Source organism: Amycolatopsis sp. cmx-4-83 (assembly GCF_046548815.1).
Classification (GTDB): domain Bacteria; phylum Actinomycetota; class Actinomycetes; order Mycobacteriales; family Pseudonocardiaceae; genus Amycolatopsis; species Amycolatopsis pretoriensis_A.
Window position 1 is genome coordinate 879,563 of record NZ_JAEBEF010000002.1, and the last position, 19,123, is coordinate 898,685.

18 protein-coding genes are annotated in these 19,123 nt (G+C 72.2%); 9 read left to right on the top strand and 9 right to left on the bottom strand.

The window, feature by feature from the left end; translation table 11 throughout:
- Positions 1–3 precede the first annotated feature (3 nt).
- Positions 4–1,482: a GAF domain-containing protein gene (locus ACLJQM_RS09310; protein ID WP_410630759.1), complete on the bottom strand. Its 1,479-nt coding sequence runs from the start codon at positions 1,480–1,482 to the stop codon at positions 4–6.
- A 113-nt stretch (positions 1,483–1,595) separates the two neighbouring features.
- On the opposite strand from ACLJQM_RS09310, the gene ACLJQM_RS09315 reads away from it, so the two are divergent.
- Both ACLJQM_RS09315 and ACLJQM_RS09320 read left to right on the top strand, forming a co-directional pair.
- Positions 1,596–3,119 carry an aldehyde dehydrogenase family protein gene (locus ACLJQM_RS09315; protein WP_360777207.1) on the top strand — a complete coding sequence of 508 codons (1,524 nt, stop codon included), beginning with the start codon at positions 1,596–1,598 and terminating at the stop codon, positions 3,117–3,119.
- Positions 3,119–3,487 (top strand): DUF779 domain-containing protein, encoded by a 369-nt coding sequence (locus tag ACLJQM_RS09320; protein ID WP_410630760.1) that lies wholly within the window; start codon positions 3,119–3,121, stop codon positions 3,485–3,487. The genes ACLJQM_RS09315 and ACLJQM_RS09320 overlap by 1 nt, the downstream gene beginning before the upstream one ends.
- Here the strand turns inward: ACLJQM_RS09320 and ACLJQM_RS09325 are convergent.
- Positions 3,456–4,814, bottom strand: coding sequence for a M20 family metallopeptidase (locus ACLJQM_RS09325; RefSeq protein WP_410630762.1), 1,359 nt, complete (start codon positions 4,812–4,814; stop codon positions 3,456–3,458). The genes ACLJQM_RS09320 and ACLJQM_RS09325 overlap by 32 nt on opposite strands.
- A gap of 55 nt (positions 4,815–4,869) precedes the next feature.
- Between ACLJQM_RS09325 and ACLJQM_RS09330 the strand changes: the two genes are divergently transcribed.
- Together ACLJQM_RS09330 and ACLJQM_RS09335 are read left to right on the top strand one after the other, a co-directional pair.
- Positions 4,870–5,553 (top strand): MOSC domain-containing protein, encoded by a 684-nt coding sequence (locus tag ACLJQM_RS09330; protein ID WP_360777201.1) that lies wholly within the window; start codon positions 4,870–4,872, stop codon positions 5,551–5,553.
- Positions 5,543–6,139, top strand: coding sequence for a TetR/AcrR family transcriptional regulator (locus ACLJQM_RS09335; RefSeq protein ID WP_410630763.1), 597 nt, complete (start codon positions 5,543–5,545; stop codon positions 6,137–6,139). Before ACLJQM_RS09330 ends, ACLJQM_RS09335 begins: the two co-directional genes overlap by 11 nt.
- Here the strand turns inward: ACLJQM_RS09335 and ACLJQM_RS09340 are convergent, their stop codons facing one another.
- Positions 6,140–7,708, bottom strand: coding sequence for a beta-N-acetylhexosaminidase (locus ACLJQM_RS09340; protein ID WP_410630764.1), 1,569 nt, complete (start codon positions 7,706–7,708; stop codon positions 6,140–6,142).
- A gap of 65 nt (positions 7,709–7,773) precedes the next feature.
- The gene (locus ACLJQM_RS09345; RefSeq protein ID WP_410630765.1) at positions 7,774–9,645 is read right to left on the bottom strand and encodes a propionyl-CoA synthetase; all 1,872 of its coding nucleotides are present in this window, start codon (positions 9,643–9,645) and stop codon (positions 7,774–7,776) included.
- A 183-nt stretch (positions 9,646–9,828) separates the two neighbouring features.
- Between ACLJQM_RS09345 and ACLJQM_RS09350 the strand changes: the two genes are divergently transcribed.
- A complete protein-coding gene (locus ACLJQM_RS09350) occupies positions 9,829–11,592 on the top strand; it encodes a serine/threonine-protein kinase (protein WP_410630767.1) in 1,764 nt (587 codons plus the stop codon).
- Here ACLJQM_RS09350 and ACLJQM_RS09355 read toward each other — a convergent pair.
- Positions 11,589–12,158 (bottom strand): class I SAM-dependent methyltransferase, encoded by a 570-nt coding sequence (locus ACLJQM_RS09355; protein ID WP_410630768.1) that lies wholly within the window; start codon positions 12,156–12,158, stop codon positions 11,589–11,591. The genes ACLJQM_RS09350 and ACLJQM_RS09355 overlap by 4 nt on opposite strands.
- A gap of 76 nt (positions 12,159–12,234) precedes the next feature.
- On the opposite strand from ACLJQM_RS09355, the gene ACLJQM_RS09360 reads away from it, so the two are divergent.
- Positions 12,235–12,948, top strand: coding sequence for an AraC family transcriptional regulator (locus ACLJQM_RS09360; RefSeq protein ID WP_410630821.1), 714 nt, complete (start codon positions 12,235–12,237; stop codon positions 12,946–12,948).
- Here the strand turns inward: ACLJQM_RS09360 and ACLJQM_RS09365 are convergent, their stop codons facing one another.
- On the bottom strand, positions 12,949–14,517 hold the full coding sequence (locus tag ACLJQM_RS09365; protein ID WP_247018264.1) for a dolichyl-phosphate-mannose--protein mannosyltransferase: 1,569 nt from the start codon (positions 14,515–14,517) through the stop codon (positions 12,949–12,951).
- Between the two features lie 80 nt (positions 14,518–14,597).
- Here ACLJQM_RS09365 and rsmI point away from each other — a divergent pair, with 80 nt between their 5' ends.
- Both rsmI and ACLJQM_RS09375 read left to right on the top strand, forming a co-directional pair.
- The gene (gene rsmI, locus ACLJQM_RS09370; RefSeq protein ID WP_410630822.1) at positions 14,598–15,437 is read left to right on the top strand and encodes a 16S rRNA (cytidine(1402)-2'-O)-methyltransferase; all 840 of its coding nucleotides are present in this window, start codon (positions 14,598–14,600) and stop codon (positions 15,435–15,437) included.
- Between the two features lie 38 nt (positions 15,438–15,475).
- Entirely contained in the window at positions 15,476–15,640 is a 165-nt protein-coding gene (locus ACLJQM_RS09375; RefSeq protein ID WP_410630770.1) for a hypothetical protein, read from the top strand.
- Here the strand turns inward: ACLJQM_RS09375 and ACLJQM_RS09380 are convergent.
- Complete coding sequence (locus ACLJQM_RS09380; RefSeq protein ID WP_410630771.1) at positions 15,633–16,166, bottom strand: QsdR family transcriptional regulator; 534 nt, start codon at positions 16,164–16,166, stop codon at positions 15,633–15,635. The two genes, ACLJQM_RS09375 and ACLJQM_RS09380, sit on opposite strands and share 8 nt — an antisense overlap.
- 42 nt (positions 16,167–16,208) lie before the next feature.
- Here ACLJQM_RS09380 and ACLJQM_RS09385 point away from each other — a divergent pair, with 42 nt between their 5' ends.
- Positions 16,209–17,165: a zinc-binding alcohol dehydrogenase family protein gene (locus tag ACLJQM_RS09385; protein ID WP_247018269.1), complete on the top strand. Its 957-nt coding sequence runs from the start codon at positions 16,209–16,211 to the stop codon at positions 17,163–17,165.
- A 38-nt stretch (positions 17,166–17,203) separates the two neighbouring features.
- Here the strand turns inward: ACLJQM_RS09385 and ACLJQM_RS09390 are convergent, their stop codons facing one another.
- Together ACLJQM_RS09390 and ACLJQM_RS09395 are read right to left on the bottom strand one after the other, a co-directional pair.
- A complete protein-coding gene (locus ACLJQM_RS09390; RefSeq protein ID WP_410630772.1) occupies positions 17,204–18,448 on the bottom strand; it encodes an aminodeoxychorismate synthase component I in 1,245 nt (414 codons plus the stop codon).
- Between the two features lie 19 nt (positions 18,449–18,467).
- Positions 18,468–19,082, bottom strand: a complete 615-nt coding sequence (locus ACLJQM_RS09395) for a glycoside hydrolase family 25 protein (protein ID WP_410630773.1) — start codon at positions 19,080–19,082, stop codon at positions 18,468–18,470.
- Between the last annotated feature and the right edge of the window lie 41 nt (positions 19,083–19,123).

Below are 19,123 nucleotides of genomic sequence, written 5' to 3' on the forward strand. Positions count from 1 at the left end.
GGCTCAAGCGAGCCGGGCGCGGTGGGCCGTCACGGCGGCCCGCCGCGGATCGGCCGCGGGGAGCGTCTTGAGCAGCGCGTCGAGCACCGCGAAGTCGTCGGCGCCGCAGGCGGTTTCCCAGAACGACCACAGCACGCTCGCGTCGCCGCTGTTGAGCGCCACCTGACGCACCTGCGCAGTAAGGGATTCGCGCTCCTCGCGGATCGCCGGCGCTTCCGAGTCCGGCAGCAGCGGGCCGCGGAAGGCACGCAGGACGTCGGCGGGCGAGCCGGTGCGCAACGCCGTGCGGGCGCGGGTGAAGTCGGCGTCGACGTCCGCCGCCAGCCGGTACGGGCGCGTCTGCACCACCGACGCGCCCAGCTGGGAGCGCAGCCGGTGGATCTCCGCGCGGACCGTGACCGGGTTGCCCGACTCGCCGTAGAGCTGCAGCGCCAGCCGTTCCGCCGAGAGGCCGTTCGGGTGCAGGCTCAACAGGGTCAGGATTTCCGCGTGCCGCAACGTCAGTGGCACCTCGCGACCGTCCACAGTGGTCGAGAACGCGCCGTCCGCGAGGTACTCCAGCGACAGCCGGGACCGCGGCCCGCCACCGGTGGACGGCGACGACAGCCGCAGCAGGTAGCCCTCGGCCAAGGGTTCCACCGTCGCGATGCGGCCGTCGGGCAGGGTCACCGTGCCGCCGCCGCGCCGGACGTCCACAGTGGACGGCAGCAGGCACGCCTGCGCGGCGAGCACCCGGCCGCCGGCCGAAAGCAGTGCGCCGGGGCGGCCGCGCAACGCGTCCAGGTGCGGCATGTTGACCCGCCGCAGCTGCTCGTCACGGATCGCGAGCTGGGCGCGCAGCTGGCCTTCCGCGAGCTGCGCCGTCGCCGTGACCAGCGAAAGCATGGCCGGGTGCACCGTGCGCAACGGCCCGCTGACGTCGATCGAGCCGAGCAGCACGCCGGTTTCGGGGTCGCGCACCGGCGCCGCCGCGCACGTCCACGCGTGGTAGCGGCGGACCAGGTGCTCGGCGGAGTAGATCTGCACCGGGTCGCCGGTCGCCAGCGCGGTGCCCATCGCGTTCGTGCCGATCGCGGCTTCGCTCCACCGCGTGCCCTCGGTGAGGCCGACGCGGTCACCGCGCAGCAGCTGGCCCGCCGCGCCCTCGCGCCACAGGATCAGGCCGTCGGCGTCGGTCACGATCATCACGTGCTCGGCGTCGTCGGCGATGCTCACCAGCATCTGCCGCAGCACCGGCAGCACCGGCGCCAGCGGGTGGGCTTCCCGCAGGGCCGCGAGGTCGCCGGTGTCGTAGACGAACGGCGCCTCGCCCTCGTCCGGGTCGACGCGGGCGGCGAGCGAGCGGTTCCAGGAGTCGGAGACGACCGACCGCGGCGGCCGGGGCCCGGGAACGCCCTGGAGCACCGCCTCGCGGACGTGCTCCAGTAGCCGCGCGTAGGACTCGGGGTCGCGCAGCAGCTCCGGTTCGGGCGCCTCTGCCACGTCCTCCAGCGTAGAGAGCCAGCTCACAGCGGTGCAACGCGCGTGCAACGTTGCCGCACCTACCTTCGGCGGCCACCAGGTCACCCGTCACTCCGAGCAACGAGGCAGGGAAGATGGTCCAGTACGCCGCACCGAACACCGAAGGCAGCGTCGTCAGCTACGAATCGCGCTACGACCACTACATCGGCGGCGAGTACGTCCCGCCCGCGAGCGGCCAGTACTTCGAGAACCCGACGCCCGTCACCGGCAAGGTGTTCTGCGAGATCGCCCGCGGTAACGCCGAGGACGTCGAGAAGGCGCTCGACGCCGCCCACGGCGCCGCACCGGCGTGGGGCCGGACCTCGCCGGAGGAACGCGCGAACGTCCTGCTCAGGATCGCCGACCGGATGGAGCGCAACCTCGAGGCGATCGCCGTCGCCGAGGCGTGGGAGAACGGCAAGGCGGTCCGCGAGACCCTCGCCGCCGACATCCCGCTGGCCATCGACCACTTCCGCTACTTCGCCGGCGCGCTGCGCGCCCAGGAGGGCGGCATCTCGCAGGTCGACGAGAACACCGTCGCCTACCACTTCCACGAGCCCCTGGGCGTGGTCGCGCAGATCATCCCGTGGAACTTCCCGATCCTGATGGCGGTCTGGAAGCTCGCCCCGGCGCTGGCCGCGGGCAACGCGATCGTGCTCAAGCCGGCCGAGCAGACCCCGGCGTCGATCCACCTGCTGTTCTCGATCATCGGCGACCTGATCCCGCCGGGCGTGGTCAACATCGTCAACGGCTTCGGCGTCGAGGCGGGCAAGCCGCTGGCCTCCAGCAACCGCGTGCGCAAGGTCGCCTTCACCGGCGAGACCACCACCGGACGGCTGATCCTGCAGTACGCCAGCGAAAACATCATCCCGGTGACCGTCGAGCTCGGCGGCAAGAGCCCGAACATCTTCTTCGACGACGTCGCTTCGCGGAACGACGACTTCTACAACAAGGCGCAGGAGGGCTTCGCGCTCTTCGCGCTGAACCAGGGCGAGGTCTGCACCTGCCCGTCGCGGGCGCTGATCCAGTCGGGCATCTACGACCGGTTCCTCGGGGACGGCGTCGAGCGCGTCCGCAAGATCAAGCAGGGCCACCCGCTCGACACCGAGACGATGATCGGCGCCCAAGCGTCCAACGACCAGCTCGAGAAGATCCTGTCCTACATCGACATCGGCAAGCAGGAGGGCGCCGAGATCCTCACCGGCGGCACCCGCAGCGACCTCGGCGGCGAGCTCTCCGGCGGCTTCTACGTCGAGCCGACCGTGTTCGCCGGCGACAACAAGATGCGGATCTTCCAGGAGGAGATCTTCGGCCCGGTCGTGTCCGTGGCGAAGTTCGACGACTACGCCGACGCCATCAAGATCGCCAACGACACGCTGTACGGCCTCGGCGCCGGTGTCTGGTCGCGCGACGGCAACACCGCCTACCGCGCCGGCCGCGACATCCAGGCGGGCCGCGTCTGGGTGAACAACTACCACGCCTACCCGGCGCACGCGGCCTTCGGCGGCTACAAGGCGTCCGGCATCGGCCGCGAGAACCACAAGATGATGCTCGACCACTACCAGCAGACGAAGAACATGCTCGTCTCCTACTCCGACCAGGCGCTCGGGTTCTTCTGATGACCGAGCGCGTCGACCTGACACCGGCTGCCGCGGACCTCCTGCGGCAGCTGGTGTCTACTCACGGGCCGGTGATGTTCCACCAGTCCGGCGGGTGCTGCGACGGCAGCGCCCCGATGTGCTACCCGGCGGGTGAGTTCAAGACCGGGCAGTCCGACGTCAACCTCGGTGCACTGGAAGTGGAAGGCATCGAGGACGTGCCGGTCTGGATGTCCGGGCCGCAGTTCGAGTACTGGAAGCACACGCACCTGACGATCGACGTCGTGCCCGGGCGCGGGAGCGGGTTTTCCTTGGAGGCGCCCGAAGGCGTGCGCTTCCTGATCCGCTCCCGGCTGCTCACCGACGAGGAGTCCGCGGCGCTGAACTGAAGGCGTCGAACAACGCCGTGGCGAGCACCAGCCCTTCCCGGGCGACCGGGGCGAGCAGGTGCTCGTCCGGCGCGTGCTGCAGGCAGCCCGGGTAGGAGTGCGGCAGCCACAGCGTGGCCAGCCCGAGCACGTCGGTGAAGACGTGGTTGGGCAGGCCGCCGCCGAAGTTGGGCAGGAGCGCGACGGGCTTCTCCGCGACCGCGTCCAAAGTGGACTTGGCCCAGCCCACCCACGGGTCGTCCACCGGCGTGCGGCTGGCCAGGAAGCTCGCGTCGGCTCGGACGTCGAGCATCGGAAAGCCGTGCGCGGCGAAGTGTTTCCGGATGGCGGGTGCGACGCCGTCGACGTCGGTGCCCGCGACGTACCGCAGCTGCAGCACCGCGCGGGCGCTGCCGGGGATGGCGTTGACCGGGCGGTCGGCGTTCCCGGCGTCGAGCGCCAGCACCTCCAGGGTGTTCCAGCCGTAGAGCCGCTCGGCGGGCGTGAGCCGTTGGTCGCCCCAGTCCTCGTCCGGTGCGTCGACGACCACGTCGGCCAGTGCGGCGCGCACGGTGTCCGGCAGTTCCGGCGGCAGCAGTCCGGGCACCCGGATGCGGCCGTGGCCGTCGACGAGGGTCGCGATCGCGGCGGCGAGCGTCGTCGCCGGGTTGCGCAGGATCCCGCCCCAGTTGCCGGAGTGGCGGGCGTCCGGGCGCAGGTCGGCGTCGAGGGTGAGCCGGATGCCGCCGCGGGCGCCGAGGAACAGCGTCGGTGTGGCCGCGTCGAGACGCGGGCCGTCGGAGGCGATCAGGACGTCGGCGCTCAGCAGGTCCTTCTCCTGGGCCGCGAACTCCGTGAGGCCGGGCGAGCCGATCTCTTCGCCGGTCTCGAAGAGGAACTTCAGGTTGAAGCCGAGCTTCCCGCGTTCGGCCAGCACCAGCCGCAACGCCGTCAGGGTGATCAGGTGCTGGCCCTTGTTGTCCGCGGTGCCGCGGCCGTACCAGCGGTCGCCGTCCGCGGTGAGCGTCCACGGGTCGAGCCCGTCGCGCCACTGCCCGGCTTCCCCGACGACGTCGGCGTGGCCATAGCACAGCAGCGTCGGCAGGTCTTCTCCTTCCGTGCGGACCCCGACGAGGAACGGGCCGCCCGCCGGGTCCGGGTTGGCGTGCTGGGTGACGTCGCAGCCGAGGCCGGTCAGCGCCGGGGTCAGGACCTCGTCGAGGTACGCCTGGACGGCGGCGCGGCCCTCGGGGGCGTCGCTCACCGTGGGGTAGGCGACCAGCCGGGCCAGTTCGGTGAAGAGCGCACCGGAGTCGACGTGGGCGCGGGCCTTGCCGGGCAGATCCATGCCCGCCAGCCTAAAGGGGGTAAACTATACGAACGGTCGTGCTATATTCGGGGGCATGAACGTCGACGGCGTGTATGTGGGGGAACCGAGCGTCCTGGGCCACCGGCGGGAGCAGCCGGTGCTGAGCGGGATCACGAAGGCGCGGGTCGCGGCGCCGGAGCTGACCTTGACCGAGCTGAACCTCGACGGTGACCGGCAGGCCGACCTCACCGTGCACGGTGGCCCCGACAAAGCCGTCTACGTCTACCCGGCCGAGCACTACGCGGCCTGGCGAGAAGACGGCTTCGAGGTCGAGACGGCCGACTTCGGCGAGAACATTTCGTTGTCCGGGATCACCGAGGACGACGTGCGGATCGGGGACGTCTGGGCCTGGGGCGACGCGCTCGTGCAGGTCTCGCAGCCGCGGTCGCCGTGCTACAAGCTCGCCATGAAGACCGGCCGCAAGGACATCACGCCGGCGATGATCGACTCCGGGCGCAGCGGCTGGTACCTGCGCGTGCTGCGGCCGGGCACGGTGCCGACGTCGGGGGCGGTCGAGCTGGTCGAGCGCGCGGCCGGGCCGACGATCGCCGAGGTCTACGTCATCTCCTTCGCGAACTACGGGCAGCTGCCGCCGGAGCGCGTCGAGGCGGCGCTGGACTTCGCCGACCGCGTGCTGGCGACGCCCGAGCTGGCCGTGTCGTGGAGCGCGGGCATCCAGTCCACTGTGGACCGCTGGCGGGCGCGGCGTGCCGGTTGACGGCCGGATCGCCCGCGGCGACGCGACCCGCCGCCTGGTGCTGCGCCGGGCGGTGGACGTCGCGTCGGTCGACGGCCTCGAGGGGCTTTCCCTCGGCCGGCTCGCCACCGAGCTGGAGCTGAGCAAGAGCGGCGTGTTCGCGCTGTTCGGCTCGAAGGAGGACCTGCAGCTCGCGACGATCGAAGCGGCGCTGGAGATCTTCCGTTCTCACGTCGTGACGCCGGCTTCGGCGGTCTCGCCGGGGTTGCCGCGGCTGCGGGCGATCTGCGAGAACTGGCTGGAGTACTCGGAAAAGCGCGTGTTCCCGGGCGGGTGCTTCTTCTTCAACGTCGGCGCGGAGTTCGACGCGCGGCCCGGCCGGGTCCACGACGCGGTGGCCGCGGCGAGCGGCTCGTTCGCCGCGTTCATCCGCGAGTCAGCTCGCGAAGCAGTCGCCCTCGGTCACTTGGACGCGGACGCGGAAGTCCTGGCGTTCGAGCTGCACGCACTCGGCCGGGCGGCCAACGCCGACGCGGTGCTGAACGGTGGAACGCAGGCGTACGAGCTGGCCAGGCGAGCGATCCGCGCCCGCCTGGCCGGCGCGTAACTACTTCCAGTCGACCTGCGGGGAGCGGTAGAAGTTGATGCCCTGGGCGACCCAGCGCGGGGACTGCTTCGCCAGCCGCGCGCGGTAGGCGTCCCAGTCGTGCGTCGACTTCGGGGACCAGCCGATCTCCGCGATGCCCGGCAGGCGCGGGAACGCCATGTACTCGATGTCGGCGCTGGTGCGGAGCGTCTCGGTCCACAGCGGCGCCTCGACACCCGCGATCTGGTGCTCGCCGACGCCGGTCACCAGCGACGCCGGGTCCCAGTTGTACCCATCGCGAACCTCGATCAGCGCGGCCCAGTCCTGGCCGAGCGGTGTCGAAGCGTCGTACTTCATGTCCAGGTACGCGTAGTTCGCCGGCGACATCAGGATCTTGCTGCCGCGCGCCGCGGCCGCCGCGACGCTCGGGTTGTCGCCGCCGAAGTCCCAGTACTGCGGGACGGCCGACGCGGGCGGGTCCGACTTCGCGATCTCGTGCCAGCCGGTGACCTTCTTGCCGTACTTGGCGACGATCGGCTGCACCTTCTTCTCGAACGCGATGTAGTCCGCGGGCGGCGTGGAGTGCGCCTCGTCGCCGCCGATGTGCAGGTACGGCCCAGGGGTGATGGCCGCCAGCTCGCGCACGACGTCTTCGACGAACTTGTACGTGATCGGCGAGGAGATGCACAGCGAGCTGTAGCCGACCTCGGTGTCCGTGCGCACCGGCACGGCCTTGCCGTCGCAGTTCAGCTCGGCGTACGTCGACTGCGCCGCGTTGGTGTGGCCCGGCATGTCGATCTCCGGGATCACCGTGATGTGCCGCGAAGCCGCGTACGCGACGATGTCCTGGTACTGCGCCTGGGTGTAGTAGCCGCCCGGGTCGCCGTCGACGGCCGTCTTGCCGCCGACCGTCGCCAGCTTCGGCCAGCTCTTGATCTCGATGCGCCAGCCCTGGTCGTCCGCGAGGTGCAGGTGCAGGGTGTTGACCTTGTACTGGGCGATCTGGTCGACGTACCGCTTGACCTGGTCCGGTTTGAAGAAGTGCCGGGCGACGTCGAGCATCGCGCCGCGCTCGGCGAAGCGCGGGTAGTCGAGGATCGTGCCGCCGGCGACGGTCCACGTCCGGTGCTGCACGCGTTTCGCGTCGATCGCCGAGGGCAGCAGCTGCCGCAGCGACTGGACGCCGTCGAAGAGCCCGTCGGCGGTGTTCGCCTTCAGGGTGACGCCGTCGCGCGCGACCTTCAGTTCGTAACCCTCGGTGCCGATGCGCGCGTCGCGGCCCAGCTTCAGCGAGATCGCGGGCAGGCCCACGCTGTGCGGTACGACCGGCAGCGGGTAGCCGGTGGCCGGGCGGAGCAGGCCGCGCAGGTAGTCCGCGACCTGGCCGGCGCCGCGGTCGGCCGTGATCACGGTGAACGGTGTGAGCCGGAAGTCGCCGCGCGGGTCGGCTTTCGCGGACACGGGCGCCGGGACGACGTCGGTCACGCTGCGTTCCGGTGCGGCGGGGGAAGCCGCCGCCGCGGAGGCGGGCAGGCCGGCCGCCGTGAGACTCACGATCGCCGCGGTCAAGACGGCTCTGGACAAGCGCATCAGTGCACCTCCGGTCGGGGACTGCTCCCAAAGGTACAGACCAGCCGGAGCATTTGGAACTATCCTTAACGAAGGGCCTGCCGGATGGCGTCCAGCACGCTCGGGTCCTCGATCGTCGACGGCACGGCTTCGTCGCGGCCGTCGGCGATCGCGCGCATGGTCTTGCGCAGGATCTTGCCCGACCGCGTCTTCGGCAACGCGTCCACAATGGACACATCGCGGAACGCGGCGACCGGCCCGATGTCCCGGCGGACCATGGCCACGAGCTCGTCGCGCAGCTGCTCCTCGGGGATGTCCGCGCCCGCCTTCAACACGACGAACCCGCGGGGCAGCTGGCCCTTGAGCTGGTCGGCGACGCCGATCACGGCGCACTCGGCGACCGCGGGGTGCGCGGCGAGCACCGCCTCCATCGACCCGGTCGACAGCCGGTGGCCGGCGACGTTGATGACGTCGTCGGTGCGGCCCATGACGAACAGGTAGCCGTCTTCGTCGACGTAGCCGGAGTCGCCGGTCAGGTAGTGGCCCTCGTAGCGGGAGAGGTAGGCCTCGCGGTAGCGCTCGTCGTCGCCCCACAGCGTCGGCAGCGAGCCGGGCGGCAGCGGCAGCCGCACCGTGATGGCGCCTTCGCGGCCGGGCGGCAGCTCCTCGCCCGCCTGGTCGAGGATCCGGACGTTCCAGCCGGGCACCGGCTTGGTCGCCGACCCCGGCTTGACGGCCATCGGCTCGAGGCCGCGCGGGTTCGCGGCGATCGGCCAGCCGGTCTCGGTCTGCCACCAGTGGTCGATCACCGGCACGCCGAGCTTCTCGTGCGCCCAGTGGAGGGTCTCCGGGTCGAGCCGCTCGCCGGCCATGAACAGCGTCTTGAACGCCTTCAGGTCGTACTTCTCCAGCTCGCGCGCGTCCGGGTCGACCTTCTTGACGGCCCGCAACGCGGTCGGCGCGGTGAACAGCGCCTGGACGCCGTGTTCGGCGATGACCCGCCAGAACGCCCCCGCGTCCGGCGTGCCGACCGGCTTGCCCTCGTACATCACCGTCGTGGCGCCGACGAGCAGCGGCGCGTAGACGATGTAGGAGTGCCCGACGACCCAGCCGACGTCGGACGCCGTCCACCAGACGTCGCCGGCGTGGACGTCGTAGACCGCGTCCATCGAGTAGGCGAGCGCGACCGCGTGGCCGCCGGTGTCGCGCACGACGCCCTTCGGCTTCCCGGTCGTGCCGGACGTGTAGAGGATGTACAGCGGATCGGTGGCCGCGACCGGCACCGGATCGACCGGGTCCGCGCCCGCGGCCAGCTCGCGCCAGTCCCGCTCGCGCCCTTCGAGCGTCGCCGGGGCCTGCTCGCGCTGCAGCACGACGACATGGTCCGGCTGGTGCTCGGTCAGCTCGAGCGCGGCCCGGATGATCGGCTGGTACTCGACCACCCGCGTCGGCTCGATGCCGCAGGACGCCGCCAGGATCACCTTCGGCTTCGCGTCCTCGATCCGCGCGGCCAGCTCCTTGGGCGCGAACCCGCCGAAGACCACCGAGTGCACCGCGCCGATCCGCGCGCAGGCCAGCATCGCGATCGCCGCCTCCGGCACCATCGGCAGGTAGACGATGACGCGGTCACCCTTGGTGACCCCCAGGGAGCTGAGCGCGCCGGCGAACCGCGCGACCGTGTCGCGGAGCTCTTCGTAGGTGTAGGTGCGTTGCCGTCCGGTCACGGGAGAGTCCCAGATCAGTGCGGCCTGGCCCCCGCGCCCGGCCTCGACGTGCCGGTCCAGCGCGTTGTACGAGGTGTTCAGCTCGGCGTCCGGGAACCACCGGAAGAAGGGCGGGTCCGACTCGTCGAGGGCCCGGGCCGGGGGCTTCGTCCAGCTGATCGCACCGGCCGCGGCCAGCCAGAACGCTTCCGGGTCCCGCAGGCTGTGCCGGTAGGCCTCGGAGTACGCGCCCATTGCCGCTCCTTCGCGTCGAACGTCCGCCGGACCCCATCATGGCGCGCGAGCGGCGAGCCCGCCGGATTCCAGGCACGCTGAAGACCCGGCAACCCCACGGCCGCCGGCTGCGTCCTAAGCTGGACCGCGGGGAAATGCCGCGAGACGGTAAGAAGTGAACACGGACAGTGAGGGGATCCGGCGGTGAACGGACTCGCGAGCGCGTTGCTCTCGCTAGCCCATTCCTTGTTCGGCCCGGGCTTCTGCCCCGGCGACTGGGTCTGGGCCACGAGTGCGGCCGGCGCGCTCGTCGCGCTGCTCCCGCCGATCGGCGCGCTGGCGGTGTCGATCATCCGCAAGGGCACCGGCAACCGCTACGACGCCACGACGTTGTCGGTGTTCGGGGCGATCGGCCTGGTCAGCGCGCTGATCCTGCCGTGGCTGCTGTCCAACGGCATCTCGGGTGTCTTCCGCGCCGAGCGGGCGGGCACGAAGTCCGGGCTGCCGCGCGCGGAGGCCGCGACGCTGGCGAGCGGCTCCTGCTGGGTGGACACGCAGAAGGAGTACCTGGGCGGCGGCCCGAACGTCTACGAGGTGCTGTTCTACAAGAACAACGCGGCCTTGCCGACCTTCGTGTACGTGGCCGCGTTCATCCTGCTGCCCGCCGGCTCGCTGCTGTTCGTGATGCTGCAGGGCCGCACCGCTTTCCGCCGCGGCCCGAAGTGGCCGTCCCGGTTCTTCTGGATCCCGTTCGCCGCGATGCTCGCGTTCAGCGTCGGCATGGAGGCGAACACCGCGCTGCACTTCTGGCTCGGCTTCCTGCCGTTCAGCGTGCTGGGCCTGATCCCGGTCGCGATGGTCGGGCCACCGCCGTGGTCGGTGATCAACCGCTCGGACGCGCCGCCGCGCCGTGAACCCGAGCCGTACCGGCCGCCGCCCCCGTCGCCGTCCCAGATGCAGCCCCGGCCGACCCCGCCGCCGCCACCGCCGCCGCCGGTCAACAAGCCGTACCCGAAGACGGCGCTGGCGTCGGCACCGGAACCGCCGCCGATGGCGGGCGCGCTGGCCGCGGCCCCCGGGCCGATCCCGCCGCCGCCCGGCTCCCGCAACGCCGGCGGCAGCCGCTACCGGCGCGTCAAGCAGCTCGGCGCGGGTGGCTTCGGCACGGTCTGGCAGGCCGTCGACACGCAGCTGAACCGCACGGTCGCGCTGAAGATCGCGCACGCGCCGGACCGCGACACCGCCGAGCGCATGCAGCGCGAGGCCCGCGCGCTGGCCGTGGTCAGCCACCCGAACTGCGTCAAGGTGTACGACCTGGCCGAGGAGCCGGACGGCCTCGCGCTGGTCATGGAGTACCTCGAAGGCCGTCCGCTGGCCGAGCTGGTCGACGGCCAAGGCCCGCTGGACGACGTCGCCGCCGGCCGCCTGTGGGCGACGATGGCGGGCGCGCTCGCCGCGGCGCACGAGAAGGGCGTCCTGCACCGCGACATCAAGCCGTCGAACATCGTGCTGGACCCGAGCGGCCTGGCCCACCTGATCGACTTCGGCATCGCGCGCAGCCAGGGCGATTCGAAGATGACGGCCACTGGGATGATGATCGGCACGCCCGACTTCGTCGCCCCGGAGCAGGCCATGGGCTCGGCGGCGTCCCCGGCGTCCGACGCGTGGCAGCTGGCGGCGACGATCAGCTACGCGCTCTCCGGCCAGCCTCCGCGCGGCACGCGCGAGACCCCGATGGCGGCGTTGATGGCGGCGGCCCGTGCGGAGCCGGTGTCGCGGCTGCCTCAGCGGAGCGCGCACGCGCGTCTGCTGGCGGCTTCGCTGGACCCCGAGCCGCGCCGTCGTCCGACGTTGAACTCGGTGCGCCGCGAGGTCGAGGGCTGGCTGTCCCGCGCGGGCAAGTCCGCGGACGGCCCGGTGACCCGCGTGGTGCCGCGGCAGCCGGGTGGCCAGGTGCCCCGCCGCTAGCCAGGCTTCACCGCTTCGAAGATCACGAGCTGCTTCGGCTCCAGCCGGACGTCGACCTGTTCGAAGCCCGCCTTCTCGAGGCGGGCCGGGAACGTCGCCGCGTCGACGACGTTCATCGTGTCGCCGACGTGCAGCAGGCGGAACCTGAGGTTGAGCTGGCCGTCGCTGCCGCAGTAGGTGCCGCCCGGGCGCAGGACCCGGGCCGCTTCGGCGAAGATCGCGTCCTGCAGCTCGGCGGTCGGCACGTGGTGCAGCATCGTGAAGCACACCACCGCCGAAAAGCGGCCGTCCTCGAACGGCATTTCGGCGCCGCTGCCCTCGACGACCTCGGCGCGGTCGCCGAACTTCGCGCGCAGCAGCTCGGTCGACGCGGGGTCGATCTCCAGCACGGTCAGCTTCGGGACGGCCTCGAGCAGCACCCTTGTCGTGGCGCCGAAGCCGGGACCGATCTCGAGCACGTCGTCGCCGAGATCGCGGTCCGCCAGCCAGGGCGTCAGGCGCTCCTCGACGGTCGCGGCCCACTTCTCCGAGCTGCAGATCTTCCGGTGGATCAGGTTCATCGGCATGCGTCCGACGCTATTTCGGCGCGGGCGTGGCCGGAAGCCGATAGCGTGCCAGGTGATGTCGTCAACCGGTCAAGCGATGCTGCTCGGCGAGTTCGACCTACCCGCCGGCACCTGGTTCCCCTGGCACGAACACCCCGCGCACCAGCTGGTCTGGTCGGCGCGCGGGGTCGTCGCGGTCAAGTCCGGGGACGCGGGCTGGGTGCTGCCGCCGACGCGCGCGCTGTGGATGCCTGCGGGCGTCCGGCACCGCACCGGCGCGCTCGGCCGGGCGGCGCTGCGGGGCATCTACGCCGACCCCGCGCTGTCGCCGGTGTCGTGGCCGGAGCCGCGGGTGGTCGTCGTCCGGCCCCTGCTGCGCGAGCTCCTGGAGTACCTGACCGGCGCCGGTGTCGCGCCGGCCGCCCGGGTGCGTGCCGAAGCGGTGGCGTTCGACCTGCTGGAGCCGCTCGACGTGGTGCCGATCGCGGTACCGCCGCTGACCGACCCGCGCGCCCGAGACGTCGAGCGGGTCCTGCTCGCGAACCCGGCCGATCCCCGCACGCTCGCCGAGTTCGGCCGGGCGGTCGGCGCGTCGGAGCGGACGCTGGCGCGGGCGTTCGCCCGCGAAGGCCGGATGCCGTTCGGGACGTGGCGCACGCAGGTGCGGCTGCGGGCGTCGCTGCCGCTGCTGGCCGCGGGCACGCCGCTGGCGGCGGTGGCCCACCGCGTGGGCTACAGCTCGGCGAGCGCGTTCGTGGCGGCGTTCCGGCGCGCCGTCGGGGTCACGCCGGTGGCCTACTTCGCGGGCTAGCTACCGCCAGGAGGGCAGCCAGCGTTCGGCTTCCCACTGGCCGTTCGTGATCGCGATGCCGTTCAGGATCGGCCACAGCCAGGCGAAGTTCGCCACCACCAGACCGACGTACAGCGACACCACGAGCAGACCGGTCCCGCGTCTCTCGAAGCCGCGCCGGGCGCTGCCCAGGATCTGGCCGAGGCACAACGTCAGGCCCAGCACCAGGAACGCGGCCAGCGGCGTCGCGTAGAAGAAGTACATCTGGCGGTCGATGTTGGTGTACCAGAAGACGTAGCCGCCGAGGTAGCCGACGAGCACGGCCGCGTAGCGCCAGTCCGCGCGGAAGATCGAGCGCCAGGCCGCCCAGCCGAGCATCGGGATCGCCGCCCACCACATGGCGGGCGTGCCGATCAGCATCGTCGCGCTGATGCAGCGGGACTCGCCGCAGCCGGTGGCTTCGCCGTTGTAGCTGTAGAGCATCGGGCGCAGGCCCATCGGCCACGTCCACGGCTTCGACTCCCACGGGTGCGGGTTGTCCTTGGGCGTGACCAGCGTTTCGTGGAAGTGCAGGACGTTCGCCGTGTAGTCGCCGAGCGAGCGCAGCGCCGGCGGCACCCACGCGAAGGCGCCCGGCGCGATGTCCTTGATCTCCGTGTAGTGCCGGTCGGTGGCGGTCTCGCTGGCGAACCACGCCCAGAACGCGGCGAAGTACATGAGGAACGGGATGACCAGGATCGCCCACAGCGCGGGCAGCACGTCCCGGCGGATCGTGCCCAGCCACGGCCGTTCGACGCCGGCCGCCCGTCGCGCCGCGACGTCGAAGAACACGGTGAGCAGCCCGAACGCGACGATGTAGTACAGCGCCGACCACTTGACGCCGAAGGTGAGCCCGATCATCAGGCCGGCCGCGAACCGCCACCAGCGGAAGCCGAGCTTCGGCCCCCACACGGACTCGTTGACCCAGCCTTCGCGCACGGCCGTCGCGAGCCGCTCGCGCACCTGGTCGCGGTCGGCGAGCACACAGGCGAACGCGGCGAGCACGAACAGCGCGATGAAGATGTCCAGCATGCCCATGCGCGACTGCAGGTGGAGCACGCCGTCGCTGATCACGAGGATGCCGGCGATGGCGCCGAGCAGCGTCGAGCGCGTGAGCCGGCGCGCGATGCGGATGGTGAGCAGGATGATCAGCGTCCCGGCCAGCGCGGGCATGATCCGCCAGCCCCACCCGTTGTAGCCGAACAGCCATTCGCCGATCGCGATCAGCTGCTTCGCCAGCGGCGGGTGGACGACCAGCTCGTAGCCGTAGTTGTCCTCGTAACCGCCGTTGCGCAGCACCTGCCACGCCTGCGGCACGTAGTGCTTCTCGTCGAAGACCGGGCTGCCCTTGTCGGTCGGCACGCCGAGGTTCTGCAGCCGGACGATGCCGCCGATCACGGTCAGCACGAGGGTGACGATCCAGCCGCGCAGCCGGTCGGTCGGCATGCCGCGGCCGAGCAGGGTCACTTCGCGGTCGGTCGGCGGCCGGAGCGCCTCGACCGGGTCCGGCCGGACGCTTTCGTCGTCGGGACGGGTCAGCACGGCGGTCACGGGGGCGATCCTACGGGCGGGACAGGGCGTCCGTCGTCCGGATCCGCTGATCAGCCTAGGCTGGCCGGGTGAGTCCTTCGCTGCTTCCCGGTCGTCTCGTGCTCGCCGCGACCCCGCTCGGCGACGTCGGCGACGCGTCGCCCCGACTGGCGGAAGCACTGGCGGAAGCCGACGTCATCGCGGCGGAGGACACCCGGCGGCTGAAGTCGCTGGCGTCCGCGCTGGAGGTCTCCCCGCGCGGCCGGGTGGTGAGCTTCTACGAAGACGTCGAGACGGCGCGGCTGCCGAAGCTGATCGAATCGTTACGCGCGGGCGAGACGGTCGTGCTCGTGACCGACGCCGGTATGCCCAGTGTGTCCGATCCGGGCTTCCGGCTGGTGGCGGCGTGCGTCGCGGAGGACCTGCCGGTGACGTGCCTGCCCGGGCCGTCCGCGGTGACCACGGCGCTCGCTTTGTCCGGTTTGCCGTGCGACCGGTTCTGCTTCGAGGGGTTCGCGCCGCGCAAGCCCGGCGAGCGGACCCGGTGGCTGACGTCGTTGCGCGACGAGCCGCGGACGGCCGTGTTCTTCGAGTCCCCGCACCGGCTGGCGTCCTTGCTGGCGGACGCGGCTTCGGTGCTGGGCGGCACGCGGCGGGCCGCGGTGTGCCGGGAGCTGACGAAGACGTACGAAGAGGTGAAGCGGGGGACGCTCCCCGAGCTGGCCGCCTGGGCGGCCGATGGGGTGCGCGGGGAGATCACGGTGGTGCTCGCGGGTGCCGCGCCGCGGGAGTTTTCGGTGGCGGACCTGGTGTCAGAGGTCCAGTCCCGCGTCGCGGCGGGCGAGCGCTTGAAGACCGCGGCGGCCGAGGTCGCCGAAGCGACAGGCGTGTCCAAAAAGGAGCTTTACGACGCCGTGCTGGCGGCGCGGAAGGCCGAGTGACGCCGGAGTTGCGCGCCGCGCTGAGGGAGCTTCGGCGGGTGCGGGCCGCGAAGCCCGGTGAAGAACTCGGCACCGCGGCCTGGCGGGTGGCGATCGCGGAAGCGCTCGAAGCGCTGGCCCCTCTCCTGCTCTTCGCCGAAGACCGGGAGCGGGCCGCGGCGGAAGCGCGCGCTTCGCGGGCCGAGGCGGCCGGGCTCAGGTGAGGAGCGCCGTCACCGCGGCGTGCGCCTTCGCCGCGTCGGGGGCGTCGCCGGTGATCACGTCCGTGTACACGAACGACTCGCCGATCCGCACCAGCAGGTAGGCCAGGTCCGGGACCGGCAGCGGCGGGAGGAGCCGCCCCGCCGAGACCTCGCCCGACAGCAGCTCCACCAGTTTCGCCGTCGTCCGCTGCTGGCAGACGCTCGCGCGGGTGGTCAGCAGCCGCAGTGCGCGTTCCGGCTCGCGGCGCAGGAAGTCGCGGAACGGCGGGGAGTCGTTCGCGAACCCGACGTAGCCGCTCACGAAGTCCGCCACCCCCGCCGCGCCGCGGCCCACGCAGGACGGCCACAGCCGGGCGATCGAGGCCGCCGACAGCGACCACAGGATCTCGCCGAGCAGCCGGTCGCGGGAGCCCACCCGGCGGTGCAGGGTGGCGCGGCTGATGGACCGGTCCTCGGCCAGCTCGCCCATGTCGACCCGGCGGCCGGCCAGGAACCACTCGCGTGCCCGCTCGAACTCCTGAGACATATGCCAGAATGTCTCACAGCCACGACGGAGAGGGAACACGACATGCGCGCAGTGCAGGTGACCGAGTTCGGCGGACCCGAGGTGCTCACGCCGGTCGAGCTGCCCGACCCGGTCGCCGGGCCCGGCGAGGTGCTGATCGCCGTCGATCGCGTCGGCGTCAACTACGCCGACACCCACCAGGCCGAAAACAGCTACCTCGCGCCGTCGAAGCTGCCCCTCGTCCCCGGCGGTGAAGTGGTCGGGACCCACGACGGCAAGCGCGTCGTCGCCCTGCTGAACGGCGGGGGCGGGTACGCCGAACGGGCCGTCGCGCCCGAGGGCACGACCTTCCCGGTGCCCGACGGCGTCGACGACCTCACCGCGCTGTCCATGCTGGTCCAGGGCACCACCGCGTGGGTCCTGCTGCGCCGCAACGCCCACCTCGAGAAGGGCGAGTCGGTCGTCGTGCACGCCGCCGCCGGCGGGGTCGGGACCATCGCCGTGCAGCTCGCCAAGGCGTGGGGCGCGGGCCGCGTGATCGCCACCGCCAGCAGCGAGGAGAAGCGCGCGCTCGCGCTGGAGCTGGGCGCCGACGTCGCGATCGACTCGCGCGCCGGGGACATGACCGCCGCGCTGATCGAGGCGAACGGCGGCCGCCGCGTCGACGTCGTGCTCGACATGGTCGGCGGGACCACCACCGACCAGAGCATCGCCGCGCTGGCGCCGTTCGGCAGGCTCGCGTTCTACGGCATGGCCGGGCGCGAAAGCCCGAAGCCGGTCGAGCTGCGCAACGTCCTCGGCCACAGCACGACCATCAGCGGCATGTGGCTGCCGCACGTCTTCCGGCTGCCCGGCAACGTCTTCGGCACCGCGCTGAACGACCTCTTCGACCTGGTGCTTGCGGGCCGGCTCAAGGCCATCCCGGGCGGCGAGTACGCGCTGGCGGACGCCCGCGCCGCGCACGAGGCCCTGCGCTCCCGCAAGACCGTCGGCAAGCTCCTGCTCGACCCCGGCAAGTAGTCGTGAGTGTTCAGGGCGGTTCCCACCGCCCTGAACACTCACGAGCCGGTGGCGAGCAGGCGTTCCAGGGGTGCTGACTTGTGGAGGCACTCCTGCCACTCCGCCTCCGGGTCCGAGTCCGCCGTGATGCCGCCGCCGACGCCGAGCGCGATGGCGCCGCCGGTGATCTCGAACGTGCGGATCGCGACGTTCAGCTCCAGCCCGGCCGCCGGGGACAGCAGGCCGATCGCGCCCGTGTAGACGCCGCGTCCGACCGGCTCCAACGCGGCGATCAGGTCCAGCGCGCGGATCTTCGGCGCACCCGTCACCGAGCCCGGCGGGAACGTCGCGGCCAGCAGCTCGGCGTCCGAAACCGGCGGGCGGAGCGTGCCCGTCACCGTCGAGTCCAGGTGCCACACGCCCGGCGCCGGGCGGACGCGCAGCAGCGACGGCACGGTCACCGAGCCGACCTCGCACACCCGGCCGAGGTCGTTGCGCACCAGGTCCGTGATCATCACGTTCTCCGCGACGTCCTTCGCGGACCGGCGCAGCAGCGCGGCGTTCCCGTCGTCGGCGGGGCCGCGCCGGGGGAGCGTCCCCTTGATCGGCGTCGAGCGCACCGCCCGCCCGTGGCGCGCGAGGAACAGCTCCGGCGAAAACGAGACCACCGACCCCCACGGGCCGGCCAGGAAAGCCGCGCGGCGCGGGGACAACGACGAAACCCCGGCCGCGAACAACGCCTCGGGCGAGCCCGAGAACGTGCCCGTGAACCGCGAGCAGATGTTGGCCTGGAACAGTTCCCCGGCTTCGATCGCGTGCACGCACGCCTTCACCGCGTCCCGGTGCTCCGACGGCAGCGGACGCCGCAGCGGCCCGGCCGTCCAGGTGAGTCCGGGGACGTCGGAAGCCAGCCGGGATTCCATCGTGGACACCGGCGGGCCGCCGCCGTCCAGCGACTCCAGGTGGCAGGTGCCGGCGGCGGACCAGCGCAGCACGTGGTCCGCCCAGCCCCACGCCGACGGCGGCAGGAAACCGGTGCGGCCCGACGGATCCGCGAGGTCGTACCCCAGGTAGCCGAACCAGCCGCCGCCGATCACCCCCGGCGGCGCGGGCACCGGTGAAACGGTCGGCAGCGGACCGGGGGACACCGCGGGCGAAGGCGCGATCACCGCCTGCGCGCCGAACCACTCGCCGGACAGCATCGCGGGCGGCGGCAGCCCGCGGGCCGCGGCGTGGTGGGCGAGGACCGCGAACGCGCGCGCGGGCGTGACGTCCGTCCGGAGTGGGGTGCTCGTCACGCGCATGGCGCCATACCACCACAGGTCAGAGCAGCAAGTCGCCCAATGTGAACGGGTACACGACGGCGTTCTGCTCGACCGGCCCGGCGATGCCGGGGACGTCCGGCGCGCACGCGTGCTGGTGCAGGCCGAGCCGCGAGTGGAACCAGCCCGGCCGGCCGGGGATGCCGTTGTGGCGGGTCAGCCAGAGGATGACCTCGCTGTCGGCCCAGCGGTCCGGGTGCAGCCGGTGCGCCCAGCAGTCGTGGTCGGCGTAGACCAGCACCCGCTCGATGCGCGCCGCGTGCCGGACGTGCTTGATCCACGCCTTGATGAACCGGTCGTCGACGCTCGGCGCCGCCACCTCCAGTGCCGGCGCCAGCGACCCGGGCGCGAACGCGCCGAGCCTGCTGGCCGTCCGGACGAAGTGGTCGGCCTGGTCGTGCACCGCGCCGGGCCGCGCGTAGTGCCGCCCACCGACGTGCAGCCCGGCCTCCTGCGCGCCGGCCAGGTTGCGCTCGGCCGCGCCGTTGCTCCAGTTGACGTTCTCGGTGATCGTCACCGACACGAACCTCGTGTCCGCCGCGCGCACGGCGTACCAGTCGGCGACGCGCTCGCGGTGGGACAGCGAGATGCCGCGTTCGCTCTCCGGCTCCGTCACAGTCCGCCCCCGGCGCGTAGATGAGAGCACACCATACGTCG

Coding starts and splice junctions, on each gene's coding strand:
- ACLJQM_RS09315 (WP_360777207.1), top strand. CDS start 1,596: ATGGTCCAGTACGCCGCACCGAACACCGAAGGCAGCGTCGTCAGCTAC.
- ACLJQM_RS09320 (WP_410630760.1), top strand. CDS start 3,119: ATGACCGAGCGCGTCGACCTGACACCGGCTGCCGCGGACCTCCTGCGG.
- ACLJQM_RS09325 (WP_410630762.1), bottom strand. CDS start 4,814: ATGGATCTGCCCGGCAAGGCCCGCGCCCACGTCGACTCCGGTGCGCTC.
- ACLJQM_RS09330 (WP_360777201.1), top strand. CDS start 4,870: ATGAACGTCGACGGCGTGTATGTGGGGGAACCGAGCGTCCTGGGCCAC.
- ACLJQM_RS09340 (WP_410630764.1), bottom strand. CDS start 7,708: ATGCGCTTGTCCAGAGCCGTCTTGACCGCGGCGATCGTGAGTCTCACG.
- ACLJQM_RS09345 (WP_410630765.1), bottom strand. CDS start 9,645: ATGGGCGCGTACTCCGAGGCCTACCGGCACAGCCTGCGGGACCCGGAA.
- ACLJQM_RS09355 (WP_410630768.1), bottom strand. CDS start 12,158: ATGCCGATGAACCTGATCCACCGGAAGATCTGCAGCTCGGAGAAGTGG.
- ACLJQM_RS09360 (WP_410630821.1), top strand. CDS start 12,235: ATGCTGCTCGGCGAGTTCGACCTACCCGCCGGCACCTGGTTCCCCTGG.
- ACLJQM_RS09380 (WP_410630771.1), bottom strand. CDS start 16,166: ATGTCTCAGGAGTTCGAGCGGGCACGCGAGTGGTTCCTGGCCGGCCGC.
- ACLJQM_RS09385 (WP_247018269.1), top strand. CDS start 16,209: ATGCGCGCAGTGCAGGTGACCGAGTTCGGCGGACCCGAGGTGCTCACG.
- ACLJQM_RS09390 (WP_410630772.1), bottom strand. CDS start 18,448: ATGCGCGTGACGAGCACCCCACTCCGGACGGACGTCACGCCCGCGCGC.